The sequence below is a fragment of the Propioniciclava flava genome, assembly GCF_004126535.1.
Classification (GTDB): Bacteria; Actinomycetota; Actinomycetes; order Propionibacteriales; family Propionibacteriaceae; genus Propioniciclava; species Propioniciclava flava.
On record NZ_PPCV01000012.1, the window covers coordinates 24374 to 36679 of the forward strand.

Annotated in this window: 11 protein-coding genes and 2 pseudogenes; 9 read left to right on the forward strand and 4 right to left on the reverse strand. The window is 68.2% G+C overall.

Features of this window, described 5'->3' with window-relative positions; all coding sequences use genetic code 11:
- Window positions 1–5: 5 nt before the first annotated feature.
- On the reverse strand, window positions 6–1271 hold the full coding sequence (locus tag C1706_RS13290) for an ROK family transcriptional regulator (RefSeq protein WP_129459731.1): 1266 nt from the start codon (window positions 1269–1271) through the stop codon (window positions 6–8).
- Window positions 1272–1421: 150 nt separating this feature from the next.
- Between C1706_RS13290 and C1706_RS13295 the strand changes: the two are divergent.
- The 3 genes and pseudogenes from C1706_RS13295 to C1706_RS13305 all read left to right on the forward strand — a co-directional run bounded on the left by C1706_RS13295 (window position 1422) and on the right by C1706_RS13305 (window position 4345).
- Window positions 1422–2740, forward strand: a pseudogene (locus C1706_RS13295) (ABC transporter substrate-binding protein).
- 12 nt (window positions 2741–2752) lie between these two features.
- Window positions 2753–3489 (forward strand): annotated as a pseudogene (locus tag C1706_RS13300) (carbohydrate ABC transporter permease).
- Window positions 3490–3598: 109 nt separating this feature from the next.
- The gene (locus tag C1706_RS13305; protein WP_241653577.1) at window positions 3599–4345 is read left to right on the forward strand and encodes a carbohydrate ABC transporter permease; all 747 of its coding nucleotides are present in this window, start codon (window positions 3599–3601) and stop codon (window positions 4343–4345) included.
- Window positions 4346–4426: 81 nt separating this feature from the next.
- Here the strand turns inward: C1706_RS13305 and C1706_RS13310 are convergent, their stop codons facing one another.
- Window positions 4427–5011 (reverse strand): protoglobin domain-containing protein, encoded by a 585-nt coding sequence (locus tag C1706_RS13310; RefSeq protein ID WP_206661143.1) that lies wholly within the window; start codon window positions 5009–5011, stop codon window positions 4427–4429.
- An 11-nt stretch (window positions 5012–5022) separates the two neighbouring features.
- Complete coding sequence (locus C1706_RS13315) at window positions 5023–5382, reverse strand: roadblock/LC7 domain-containing protein (RefSeq protein WP_241653578.1); 360 nt, start codon at window positions 5380–5382, stop codon at window positions 5023–5025.
- A gap of 228 nt (window positions 5383–5610) precedes the next feature.
- Between C1706_RS13315 and C1706_RS14185 the strand changes: the two genes are divergently transcribed.
- From C1706_RS14185 to yaaA, 5 genes are read left to right on the forward strand one after another with little or no spacing between them, the layout of a single operon-like run.
- Entirely contained in the window at window positions 5611–6333 is a 723-nt protein-coding gene (locus tag C1706_RS14185) for an OmpA family protein (RefSeq protein ID WP_129459735.1), read from the forward strand.
- A 19-nt stretch (window positions 6334–6352) separates the two neighbouring features.
- Window positions 6353–8029, forward strand: coding sequence for an ICP22 family protein (locus C1706_RS13325; RefSeq protein ID WP_129459736.1), 1677 nt, complete (start codon window positions 6353–6355; stop codon window positions 8027–8029).
- The gene (locus C1706_RS13330) at window positions 8026–9489 is read left to right on the forward strand and encodes an ATP-binding cassette domain-containing protein (RefSeq protein WP_129459737.1); all 1464 of its coding nucleotides are present in this window, start codon (window positions 8026–8028) and stop codon (window positions 9487–9489) included. Before C1706_RS13325 ends, C1706_RS13330 begins: the two co-directional genes overlap by 4 nt.
- 56 nt (window positions 9490–9545) lie before the next feature.
- Window positions 9546–10283 (forward strand): DUF3152 domain-containing protein, encoded by a 738-nt coding sequence (locus tag C1706_RS13335; RefSeq protein ID WP_129459738.1) that lies wholly within the window; start codon window positions 9546–9548, stop codon window positions 10281–10283.
- A gap of 30 nt (window positions 10284–10313) precedes the next feature.
- Window positions 10314–11120 carry a peroxide stress protein YaaA gene (yaaA, locus tag C1706_RS13340; RefSeq protein ID WP_129459739.1) on the forward strand — a complete coding sequence of 269 codons (807 nt, stop codon included), beginning with the start codon at window positions 10314–10316 and terminating at the stop codon, window positions 11118–11120.
- A gap of 55 nt (window positions 11121–11175) precedes the next feature.
- On the opposite strand, the gene C1706_RS13345 is transcribed toward yaaA, so the two are convergent.
- A complete protein-coding gene (locus tag C1706_RS13345) occupies window positions 11176–11742 on the reverse strand; it encodes a histidine phosphatase family protein (protein WP_129459740.1) in 567 nt (188 codons plus the stop codon).
- 32 nt (window positions 11743–11774) lie between these two features.
- On the opposite strand from C1706_RS13345, the gene C1706_RS13350 reads away from it, so the two are divergent.
- Window positions 11775–12302: a bifunctional adenosylcobinamide kinase/adenosylcobinamide-phosphate guanylyltransferase gene (locus C1706_RS13350; RefSeq protein WP_129459741.1), complete on the forward strand. Its 528-nt coding sequence runs from the start codon at window positions 11775–11777 to the stop codon at window positions 12300–12302.
- Window positions 12303–12306 lie beyond the last annotated feature (4 nt).

A 12306-nucleotide genomic window follows, 5' to 3' on the forward strand; every position in this document is an offset into this window, starting at 1 on the left:
GCGCGTCAGGGCCGTGACGGGACCAACGACGGATTGTCGAAGACGTCCTCCAGGGCGAGCAAGGCGCCCCCGCGCGCGGTGGCCAGCATGCCCAGCCTGGTGGTCGACAGTTCGACGCCGCTCCCGGCATCCATGCGTCGTTGCGCCAACAATTCGGCCAGGCCGGGCAGGATGACGTCGCCGAAGTGGGCGTAATAACCGCCCAGCACGATGGCGCGGGGATTGAGGACGTCGACCAACACCGACAAGCCGGTGCTCAGGTGTTGGGTGATCGTCTCCAAGGCCAGCATGGCCGCCTCGTCATGAGCATCGACGCGCTGGCGGATCGCGTGGAGGCGTCCCTCCAGCGGAGCGGCGGGATCCCGGAGCGGGTCGGCGGGGTCGGGGGCGACGAGCCGAAGGAAGGCGTCCAGCCCGACGATGAGTTCCCAGCAGCCTCGCCGCCCGCAGTTGCACAGCGTCATGGCTGGGTCTAGCGGCAGGTGGCCCACTTCCCCCGAGAATCCGGACCAGCCCCGCATGAGGCGTCCATCGGCGATGATGCCGGCGCCGACGCCGGTCTCGCCGGTGAGGTACAGCATGTCCACCACGTCGGTGCCCTCGAAGCGGGCGAACTCCGCTAGTGCGGCGAGTTTCGCGTCGTTCTCTAGGCGTACGGGTGGGGCCAGCGGGCCGAGGCGCGCCGCGAACTCGGCCACGAGCGGCACCTGGCGCCAGCCCAGGTTGGGGGCAAAGCGCAGCATGCCCTGCGCGTAGTCGATGACGCCCGGAGGGGCCACGGTGATCCCGACGCAGGACGCGTCGGCGTCCGCCAGGGATCGGAGCATGGCGCGGGTGAGTTCCGCCGCCCGGTCCAGGACGGCGTCCAGGCCGAGGTGGGCGGCGTCCACGGTGGTGAGCGTCTCGCGGACGGTGATGCCCGACAGGGTGACGGCGGTCAAAGCGAGGTAGTCCACGGCGATCTCGACGCCGACGCCGGTGACGTGGGCGCCGTCCAGCGTCAGGGGCAAGCCCGGGCGTCCGACGGCGCCCCGTACGAGGCGTCCGTCGCGGACGAGGCCACGCTCGGTGAGGTCGGCGGCCAGGCTGGAGATTGTCGCCTTGGAGAGGCCGGTCTCGGCGGCGAGTTGGGCCCGCGAGCGGTCGCCGTGGCGGCGAAGGTGACGCAGGAGGAGGCTCATGTTGGACGTGCGCATCTCGGCCGGAGCAAGCGGGCCGGGGAACCCGGTGCTCGATGGTGTTGCGCCGCGATCGACGGTGGGCTGTGGCATGCGCCCTCCTGGGCCTGCTCGACTCTGACCCGATGAGTGTGCCACGGAACTGGCAGGGGTTGACACCGTGGTGAGTTTGTTTGGATAGTATACGAACAAAGCAGCACCGGGGCAGTGTGGTCCGGGTGCACGGATCGAGAGGCGTTGCACATGATCTCCCTCATGGCACGCGTCGCGGGCGTCTTGACGCTCGCGGCCTCCCTGACTGCCCTGACCGGCTGTGCCGGTGGGCCCGCCGCGTCCCCCTCGGCCTCAGGTGCCGGGAACGGGGCCCCGTGACCATCGAATACCTGCACCGTCTACCTGACGGGGAGGGTATGACGAAGGTCTCCCAGCTCGTTGACCAGTGGAACAAGGCCAACCCGGACATCCAGGTCAAGGCCACCAAGTTCGACGGCAAGGCCGCCGAGTTGATCACCAAGCTCGAAGCGGACGTGAAGGCGGGCACCGCCCCCTGCCTGGCCCAGGCAGGCTACGGCGAGATCCCCTCGCTGTTCACCCGTGGGCTCCTGGCCGACGTCAGCTCTGACGCCGCGGCCTACAAGGACAACTTCTCCGCAGGCACCATGTCCCCGGTGAGCGTCGGCGCGGCGACCGTCGGGCTGCCGCAAGACAGCGGACCACTGGTCTACTACTACAACAAGGCGGAGTTCTCGAAGCTCGGCCTGACCGTCCCCACGACCCTGGCCGAACTCGGGCAGGTGGCCACCAAGGCCGCCGCGTCCGGCAAGTACGTGACCGCCTTCGAGCCCGATGAGGCACAGTTCTGGCTCTCGGCGCAGGCCGCGGCCGCCGGAGGCACCTGGTACTCCGCCGAGAACAACGCGTGGAAGGTGGACGCGAACGGCCCCGCATCCCAGAAGGTCGCCGCCTTCTGGCAAGGCCAGATCGATGGCAAGACCACGCTGGTGGCCGAACGCTGGGGGGACGGCTTCAAGAAGGCCCTCAACGACCAAACCCTGATCGGGACGATTGGCGCCGCCTGGGAGGCCCCGCTGCTGGCCGACGACATGAAGGGCTCCGCGAACCAGGGACAGTGGGCCGTGGCGCAGATCCTCACGATGGGGGACAAGGCCCTCACCGGGCCCGACGGCGGCTCGGGCGTCGTCGTGACCAAGACGTGCCCGGCGCCCGCCCAGGCCATGAAGTTCAACAACTGGCTCAACGCCCAGATCGACCCGCTGGTCTCCCAAGGGCTGGTCGTGGCGGCCAAGGGCACGATGAAGACCCCGGCAGCGATCTCCGCGTTCTACCGCGGCCAGGACGTGTTCGCCGAGTTGGCCAAGGCCAATGCGTCGCTCAACCCCGACTTCCCCTACATCCCGACCTTCCCCGCCATCGGTGCGGACATGGCGGCCGCAGCGGCCAAGGCAGGCTCGGGTGAAGGCAAGGTCGCTGATGTGTTCCAGGTCGCCCAGACCAAGTCGGTCCAATCCCTGAAGGACGCCGGACTCCCAGTGGCAGGCTGAGGCGGACGCACCATGACCAGCACGACGAGAGCCGGACGTCCCGGGTTCCGACGTCGCCATGAAGCCCGAACGGGGTGGATGTTCCTGGCCCCCTTCGTCGTGCTGTTCCTGGTGTGCTTCGTGGCACCCATCGTGGTCAGCGTCCGCGAAGCGCTGTTCAAGCAGGTGCCCGCCGGTGGCGGTCTTACGGCGGCGGCCAGGTGATCGACCAGTTCGTCGGCCTCGAGAACATCCTCCAGGTGCTGTCGCTGCCTGCGCTGTGGTCGGGCCTGGGCCGGGTGGTGGCCTTTGGCTCGGTGGACTTCTTCGCTCCCGGGGTGATGCTCGGCTCGATGGCCAACATGACCACGTGGACGTTCACCGGGTACAACATGCTCATCTTCTTGGCGGCACTCCAGGCGATTCCCCGCGACATCTACGAGGCGGCCCGCATCGATGGGGCCTCCGACTGGCGGATCATCTGGTCGATCAAGATCCCCCTGGTGGCCCCGGCTGCGTTGCTGGCGATCCTGCTGTCGATCATCGGCACCGTCCAACTGTTCAACGAACCCACGGTGCTGGCCACCGTGAACCCGTGGATGGGCAACGACTACACGCCGATGATGCTGGCCTACAACGCCGCTCGCGGCCTCACGAGCCCGGGTGGCGGAGGGATCGCGTCAGCGGTCTCGCTCGTCATGGCGGTCTTCGCCGGCGTCTTGGCCGGTGCGTATGCCCTCCTGCAATCGACCATGAATCGATCGAGGTGAATCGATGAGTTCTCGCCCTGGGGTCATCCGTACCCCGCTGACGACCCGGACGCTCACCTGGACGGTCTTGATCGTGGCGACTGTCTACTTTCTCGGACCGGTGTACTGAGTGATCATTTCGGCCACCAAGAGCAACCCCGATCTGGTCACCACACCGGGGCTCCTGCCCGCCGGAAACAACATCGTCGCGAACTACACCACGGTGATGGAGTGGACGCAGTTCCAGTTTTGGCGGTGGGTCGCGAACTCGGTGGGTTACTCGCTCGTGGCCGGGTTGGTCGGCACGCTGCTCTCCGTCGCCGCGGGCTACGGGCTAGCCAAGTTCGCCGTCCCCGGAGGACGCATCGTGCAAGGAGCTGTGCTAGCCGGACTGCTTTTCCCGATCGCTTTGCTGACCGTGCCGCTGTACCTCATGTTCCATGGGCTGGGCCTGGTGAACACGGTCTGGGCGGTGATCATCCCTTCCTGTGTCAGCCCGTTTGGCGTGTTCTTGGGTCGGATTTATGTCGAGGCGTCTGTCCCCGACGAACTGCTGGAAGCGGCGCGTCTGGATGGGGCTTCTGAATTGCGCACCTTCTTTTCCGTGGTGCTGCGCCTCCTCGCCCCGGCCATGGTGACGATCTTCCTCTTCATCTTCGTGGCGACGTGGAACAATTTCCTTTTGCCTTTGATGATGCTGAACTCGACCGAGTTGAAACCCGTGACGGTGGGCCTGTACGGGATGATGAGCTACTTCAACCCCCAATATGGGGCCGTCTTGCAAGGCGCTCTGCTTGGGGTGTTGCCGCTGGTGGCGCTGTTTTTGGGATTGCAGCGGTATTGGCAGGCCGGTCTGGCCAGCGGCGCCGTCAAATAGGCGCACGGCAACAGTGATGGGGGCGGCCCCCGCAGGAGCCGCCCCCATCACTGTGGCGCAGAGGGGATCTGAAGCCTGAGCTCAGTTCCCGACCTCCTGGCGGGCGCCCACGAGGGCTTCCTCGATCTCTGCGTCGCGCAGGCGTGCCAGCAAAGCCTCCGGCATGCCAGCGACCTCGAACAGGGCGGAGCTGACGGCATGGTCGTAGCCCCACGTGATGACCGAACCAGTCATCCCCGCGACGCGGCGGAAAGCCTCGGCTACCTGGTGCGCCTCCTCGGGAGGCAGGCCAAGCCGACCCTGGTTCGCGGCGACAAAGTCGGCCACGAACTCGGCCATCGCCAGCATCATCGGGTTGGTGACCCGGCGGATCACGTGGATCAGACCCACCATGGCCATCCACGACCAGTAGTTGTCGTCGATGGGGCCGCGGACGGTACGCGTCCACCAATCCACCAGCGTCTGCTCGCGCATGGGGCGCTCACCCTCGCCGAACACGGCCTCGGTCGGCTCGTGGCCGTACAAGGTGTCGTAGAACGCCTGCACGATCTCCGGGCCCAGGGCGAGCAACTCGTCGGCGTGCGCCGCGATGACAGACGCCTGCTCGGGGGTCACCCGGATGGCAGGCGGCGTCTGCTCGATCGCCTGGCGGGCGATCTCATGCATGGGATCCATCGTCAGGCCTGCCCGAGGATCTGCTTGATGTCGACGGCGGCAACGCGCGCTTCCAGGCGCATCAGGCCAAGGTTGGAATCGATCGGGCCAGACAGCACCAAGACGGCGTCCTGCCCGGCGGCGTAGACCACCAGGTAGCCGTTGTCGCCACGGATCACGGCCTCGGCCAGGCCACCCAGGTTGGTGCGCTCGGTGATGCGCTTGCCCAAGCCCAAGGCGGTGGCGGACATGGCGGCCACGCGCTCGGCTTCGGCGTCCGGGAAATCATGGGCCACGGCGAGGCCGTCGACCGAGGCGATCATGACGCCGTGCAACTCGGGAATCGCCCGGTGCATGGCAGAGATGATGCGTTGCAATTCCATCGATTTGCTGGCTTGATGCTGCGCTACAGACATGTTATTGAAGCCCCCCGCTTCGTGAAGTAGTGCTGGTGTTGGAAAATACTGTTGATCGGCGACCATGTTGCCAGCGCCGCGCCGAAGATGCACCTTCGCGTCACGTCAAGGTCGAGGCCTGCTGGTTGCCACCATCCCTGAGAAGGGTATCGGTGCAGCACTTGATAGTATACCGGCCGGGGGGAGGTAACGGACATGTCCGGAATTGCTAGGAAGGGCGCTGCTCTCGGTGCCACGATTGGCCTAGTCGCTGCGCTCGTTCCCGGAACCGCGTGGGTCGCCGAAGGTATTCGTTCGACCATCCGTGGCGAAGCGACGAATAGGCTCGAGTCGGCATCCATCGGCGCCTATGTCGAGGTGGTGGGCCGCGACGTCACATTAAGTGGCGCTGACAAGGCCACATTGGAGCGCGCGCGCGACGCTGTGCGCACCGTGCCGGGCCTGGGTGAGGTGACGCTGGTCCCGCAGCCGGACACGCTTCCCACGGCAACCCCGACGCCGACCCCGTCAGCGACGAAGGGCACGCCCCGACCCACCGCGTCTCCCACACCGACGCCGACCCCGTCCGGGCCGCTCCCGAGCGTCAATGCGATCTTGTTCCCGGGGTCGAGTGCGAAACTCCCTGCCTCGGCTGTTCCCGAGGTGGAGCGGCTGGTCGCACTCCTGCGGTCCCGTCCCGACGCCCGCGTCACGCTGGCGGGGCACACCGACAGCGGACGGACCCAGAACGTTCGCGTGGCGCTGGGCCAGGAGCGCGCGGACGCCGTGGCGCAGGCGCTTGTGCAGCGGGGGATCCCGGCATCCCGCATCACCACGACGAGCGAGGCGGATCGTCTGCCTGTGGCCTCGAACGCCTCGGCCGAGGGCCGGGCACAGAACCGACGCGTGAGCGTCACGTTGTCCTCGGGCAACGGCTGAGCTGGATGGAGACACATTAATGCTGGATGCTCTCGGGCTCGTGTGGGGGCAGGTCGCGATCGTGGTGGCTATTGCAGCGCTGTGCGCAGGGTTGCTTGGCTGGCTGATCGGTTCGCGGCGCTCGCACACCACGTCCCGTACCACCCCCACTGCACCCACAGCAGCTACCTCGGCCACGGCCACCCCGGCGCCGGACCACTCGGCAACGAGCGAGCCGACGCGCCCCGAGGTGGGTTCCCACTCGGCCCCGCAGGCCGGGTGGACGCCGGTCGTCGCGTCCGCCGCGGCGGTGCCAGCGGCGGCGCCTGCCGCAGAGCGGCTTTCCGTGCCGGTTGAGCCAGACGCTGAGCCGGAGCCGGTCGAGCCCGACGCCCAGCCGGAGCCGGTGGAGCCCTTGGGTGAGCCGACCGTTGCCTGGGCGCCGTTCACCCACGCCCCCGCGCAGGGGGACTCCGAGCCGGAAGAGACGATCGTCTTGACGCATTCGGCGTGGGAGGAAGCCGCGTCCGCTTTCGCGGCACCCGCTGAGGAGGAGGCCGCCGCATCGCCTCCCGCACCGCCGTCGGCCCACGACGAACTTCTTCGCGAGACGGATGGGGGGCTGCGCCCGGTGCCCGGCTACCTCTCCGATGCGCCCGAGACGTGGTTCGCTGAGGAAGAGATCGTGTTGGCGCCGTCGGTGGCTCCCGCCGAGCTTGAGGATGCGCTCACGCTGGAGGAGGCCTCCGCCTGGGATGCCCGCGAGGTTTCTGAGGACGCAACCGCGTCCGTGTCCGAGGAGCCAGCGCGACCGGCTGGCGGCTCGCTGCGGGACAACTCTGATCCGGAAGCGTGGTTCGTCGAACATCCCCTCCCGGTTCCCGCAGCCCCTCCGGTGCCGGGCGTCGAGGAGGCGGCACACGCCGAGGAGGACGCCGTCTTGACGCTGCCCGCCTCCACACCGGATGAGGTGTCGGACGCCCAGGAGGAGGCGAGTTCCTCCGATGCGGGGGACGCCGACCCTGGAGTCGACGAGGGCGCAAGCCTTGAGAACCACGAGGGCGCCAGCCCCGAGAGCGACGAAGGTGCCAGCCCTGAGGAACACGAGGGCGACGACCCCGAGGAGCACGAAGGCGGTAGCCCCGAGAACGAGGATGGTGGCAGCTCTCACGGGGGCGCCGACGCCGCCGTCCCCGTCGTGGCCGTCGCGGGCGCAGGGTTGATCGGTGCGGCGCTCCAGGAGCCCGACGCGGTTCCTGCCGAGCCCGAGGGGGCTCTCGTCGAGCCCGACGCTGCTTCTCCTGAACCCGACGTTGCGACTACCGATCTCGGCACGAGTGATGCTGAGCCGGAGGGGAGCGCTGAAGGCTCCGACGTGAGCGCGGATGAGCCGGAGGTGAACGCCGTGAGCGACGCCACCGAGCGCGAGCGTCAGTCGCGCGAGGCGGCGGAGCAGGAAGTCGCGGACCTGCGACGCCAGTTGCTCGCCATGGAACGCGAACTGGCGCGACTGGAGGGCGGCGCAGTGAGCGCCTGGGACGCGACGGTCCCGCACCTGGAACAGCGCATCGAACAACTGCAGCACGACAACGCTGAACTGCAGTCGTCCTTGCGGCACGCGCTCGACGACCTGCAGGCGAGCGCGACCGAAGTCGGCTCCCTTCGTCACACCCTCAGCGAACAGCGGACCCTCCTCGATAACGGTGACCGACCATGACGACCCTTGCGATGGATGCGCCCGACTACCCGATCGCCATCGAAGGCGTCACGAAGTCGTTTGGCGGCGTCGAAGTCCTGCGCGGCGTTGACCTGGAACTGCGCCCCGGCGAGATCATGGGCCTGGTCGGCCGCAACGGTGTGGGTAAGTCCACGCTCGCCGCCGTCCTGGCAGGATCGCTGACGGCGGATGCCGGCAGCGCTCACTACGCTGGCGCTGCTCTGGAACCCTGGCAGGTCAGCATCATCGAGCAGCAACTCCGCCTGGACCCGACCCTGAACGTGGCCGAGGCCATGTTCCGGCAGTCCGATGTGCAGCACCTCCCGGAAGCAGAGGTGATGGCCGCCGCGAGGCGTGCGCTCATCGAAGCCGGTAGCGCCTTGGACCCGGAGGATCGCCTGGGTGATCTCCAAGAGTCTGATCGGCGGCTGGTGGAGGTGGTGCGCCTGCTGGCGGACCCGCGTCAACTCATGATCATCGACGAGGTGAGCACGACCTTCAACGCGCGCGAGACCGAAGATCTGCGGTTCGCGGCACGCCGGGCTACGGGCGGGCACCGCTCCATCTTGTTCATCACGCACCGGCTCGACGAGGCCCTGGACCTGTGCGATCGCATCGCGGTCATGCGCGATGGGAAGGTCGTTGAGGTCGTCAGTTCGTTGACCGCGACCACCGAGTCCCTCAGCGAGGCCATGTTCGGCCGCGTCGTCACCCTGCGGCCGCGGAGCGCCCCCGTGAGCGCGACGAGCCTGCTGTCGGTGACGGGCCTGGATGTCGGGGGTGAGCAACCGGTGTCCTTCGACCTCCACGAGGGAGAGGTTCTGGGGCTGTGCGGAGCCCGCGACTCCGGCGTGAGCGAACTCGTCCATGCCCTCACCGGGGACACACCACTGCCGGTGGCGGGGATCACCCTGGAGGGCGAGGCCGTCACCTTGGCGTCCCCGTGGGACGCCTCCCGGTTACGGATCGGCGTCCTGGCCGGTGCGGCTGACCGCGGCAGCGACACCTATTTCGCGCGCAACCTGATGATGCTCGATGATCCCGCCCAGGAGGATTACGACGCCCAGGTGGAGGACACGGCAGCGATCCTGGTTGCCTTCCGTGAGGCCGATGAGCAGGCTAGCCGCCTGTTCAACCGCCCGGCATTGTCGGTGGGGCAGCGACGCTGGCGTGAGCTGCGCGAACTCGCCGCTGAGCACTCGCGGATGCTCATCTTGATCGAGCCGACGCGGGGGATGGACCTGTCCGCCCGTGAAGAGTTCACGGCCCTCCTGAACGAGGTGACGGGCCGTGGCGTCGGTGTCCTCGTCCTCGCCTCAGACGAGTCGGAACTCCTGCTGCTCAGCGATCGGATCTTGGTGCTCGCTCACCAGCAGGTCGCGGCCGAATGGAACCCGATCGACGTCACGGTCGAACAACTCGCCGAGGTGACTCGCGGGGAGTGGCCGCCAACACGGTGATGCGGACGCGCGAAGCCGTCCCGTGATCGTCGGCGGCATGACCTAGGGTTGCCACCATGGGGGCTGCGCGTGAGGGGGACGCCGCGACGCGACGGTCGGGCTGGTGGCCCGCCTTCGTGGCGCTCCTGCTCGTGGTGACGGTGGCGGGCGTATGGGCCGTCCAGCAGGGCGGATCACGACCATCACGAGGCGCGGAGGTCGCCCCGGGGGCCTCCCCGTCGCCGTCCATCCCACCGATCGCCCGGCAGCAGGTGTGGACGTCCGATACCCGCTCCTCGGGCACCTACCTTCTCAACACGGTGACGGCAGCGCCGCAGCTTCCGGCGCCCGCCACCCTCAGGTACGTGGTGAAGGTGGAGGACACCGTCTCGGTGGCCCCCGACGAGGCGGCTGCCGAGATTCAACGCACGCTGGATGATCCGCGCGGCTGGGCCGGGTACGGCAAGCGCAACTTTGCGTTGGTCGCCGACGAGTCCAAGGCCGGGGTGGTGATCTATGTGGCCTCGCCGTCCACGACCCACGACCTGTGCAAGGCCGCTGACGTCGGGTTCGCGTGGAGTTGCAGCGATCGCACGCGCATCGTGCTCAACGCCGATCGGTGGCGATTCATGACGCCCACCTACGACGACCTGGGCGCCTACCGTTCCTACCTGGTGAACCACGAGATGGGCCGGGTGTTGGGTCAGGGGGTGGCCATCTGCGCCAAGCCCGGCGCGAAGGCTCCGGTCATGATGCAGCAGGGCGCCGACCTGGGGGGCTGTCTGCCGAATGCGTGGCCGCGCGACGCAGACTGAAGCGTCGTCGGCGTGCTTTAGGCTCGCAGGGTGATCACCATCTTGTCGCCCGCCAAGTCCTTGGATTTCACGTCGAAGCCTGCGACGCGTGTCTTCACACAACCCCGACTGGTGGCGGAGTCGAGCCACCTCATCGACGCGTTGCGCCAGCTCAGCGTCTCCGAGGTGGCGGGTCTCATGCGCATCTCCGACGAATTGGCCGCGCTGAACGTGCAGCGCTACGCCGACTTCACGACGCCCTTCACGCGACAGAACGCCCGGCAGGCGATCCTCACGTTCGACGGGGACGTCTACCAGGGGCTTGACGCACCCGCGACGTTCACGACCCGGGACTACACGGAGGCACAAAAGACCGTGCGCATCCTGTCGGGGCTGTACGGGGTGCTGCGTCCGCTGGATCTCATGCAGCCCTATCGCCTGGAGATGGGCATCCGGCTGCGCACTCAGCGCGGCCCCTCGCTGTACGCGTACTGGGGTGACATCCCGACCCGGCTCCTCGCCGAGGATGTGGCCGCATCGCCCGGGTCGCGCGTTGTGGTCAATCTCGCCTCGGAGGAGTACTCCTCAGTGGTGCGCCCCCGCGAGCTAGGCGTCCCCTTGGTCAGCCCGCGTTTCCTGGACACCGACGCGCGCGGACGCCGCAGCATCGTGTCGTTTTATGCCAAGCGGGCCCGCGGCGCGATGGCGGCCTGGATCGTGCGGGAGCGCATCCATTCGCGGGCCAAGCTCGCGGGGTTCACGGGGCTGGGGTACCGCTTCGACGCAGCCGCCAGCACCGGAGATGCGCCCGCATTCGTGCGGAGCTTCGAGGACCGGCCCCTGCCCGCATCAGCCTAAGGAGCGCACAGCCGCCGCAGGCCTGAAGGTGTGAACCGCGTCGCGTTGCCGCGCGCTACTGAGCGGCAGAGGGTGCGGGGGCGTGCACGATGCCCCCGTTGGGCAACTCAAACCAGTCGATGTCGTGCGGGCCGCGCCCCTGCAGCAACGCTACGGCCACCTGGATGACGTGTCCGTGGGTGACGAGGACCAGCGGGCCCGGGTGCGCGTCGATGAGTGCGGGCAGCGTCGCCTCCAGGCGGGCATACAAGTCCACCACCGACTCCCCGTCGCCCCAGCGCACCTCGTTGATATGGGCGCCGCCGCTGGGGCTGCAACCGGTCAGCTCCGAGAAAAGCTGCCCTTCCATGTCGCCGAAGAACTGCTCCCGCAGCCCCGCGTCCACAAACAGGGGGACGCCCAGCGCGCCCTGAATGATCTCGGCCGTGGCGCTGGCGCGCTGAAGGTCAGAGGAGATCAGCGCCAGAGGGCGGGGCTCGGCGGCGAGCAGGGACGCCGCCGTCGCAGCCTGGGCGTGGCCAAGCGGCGTCAGTGGGCTGTCCCACTGGCCCACGACCCGGCCCTGAGCGTTGCCGACGCATTGACCGTGCCGAACAAACGTGATGGCGTGCGGTTGGAGCACACGGTCAGCCTAGCGACAGGTAGGGTGCCGGGGTGCGCGTGTTGGTGACCGGAGGCGTCCGTAGCGGCAAGTCGAGCCATGCCGAGGCGTTGCTCGCCGACGCGCAAGCGGTGACCTACATCACGCCCGGCTATCCCGCAGACCCGCAATCCGACCCTGAGTGGGCCGCCCGGGTCGCCGCGCATCAGGCCTCGCGTCCCGCGTCCTGGGTCACGCGCGAAACCGTGGATGTCGCGCAGGCGTTGCGCGAGACGACCGGCGCGGTTCTCGTGGACTGCCTGGGCACCTGGCTGACGCGCCAAATCGACGACATCGGCTGGGATGCCCCCTGCGACCACATCATCCAGTCGATGGGGGAGCGGCGCGCCGACCTGGCCGAGGCTGTGGCGGGGCACGCGGGGCCACTGGTGATCGTGACGAACGAGGTCGGCTGGGGTGTGGTGCCCGAGCATCCCTCGGGTCGGCTGTTCACCGATCAACTCGGCTGGACGAACCAGGCCGTCGCCCGCAGCGTCGACGACGTGATCCTCGTCGTGGCAGGCCGCACCCTGCGCCTGTGACGCC

Bases quoted from the DNA above. Each gene is read 5' to 3' on its own strand.
- C1706_RS13290 (WP_129459731.1), bottom strand. From the start codon at position 1,271: ATGCCACAGCCCACCGTCGATCGCGGCGCAACACCATCGAGCACCGGG.
- C1706_RS13310 (WP_206661143.1), bottom strand. From the start codon at position 5,011: ATGCATGAGATCGCCCGCCAGGCGATCGAGCAGACGCCGCCTGCCATC.
- C1706_RS13315 (WP_241653578.1), bottom strand. From the start codon at position 5,382: ATGGAATTGCAACGCATCATCTCTGCCATGCACCGGGCGATTCCCGAG.
- C1706_RS14185 (WP_129459735.1), top strand. From the start codon at position 5,611: ATGTCCGGAATTGCTAGGAAGGGCGCTGCTCTCGGTGCCACGATTGGC.
- C1706_RS13325 (WP_129459736.1), top strand. From the start codon at position 6,353: ATGCTGGATGCTCTCGGGCTCGTGTGGGGGCAGGTCGCGATCGTGGTG.
- C1706_RS13330 (WP_129459737.1), top strand. From the start codon at position 8,026: ATGACGACCCTTGCGATGGATGCGCCCGACTACCCGATCGCCATCGAA.
- C1706_RS13335 (WP_129459738.1), top strand. From the start codon at position 9,546: ATGGGGGCTGCGCGTGAGGGGGACGCCGCGACGCGACGGTCGGGCTGG.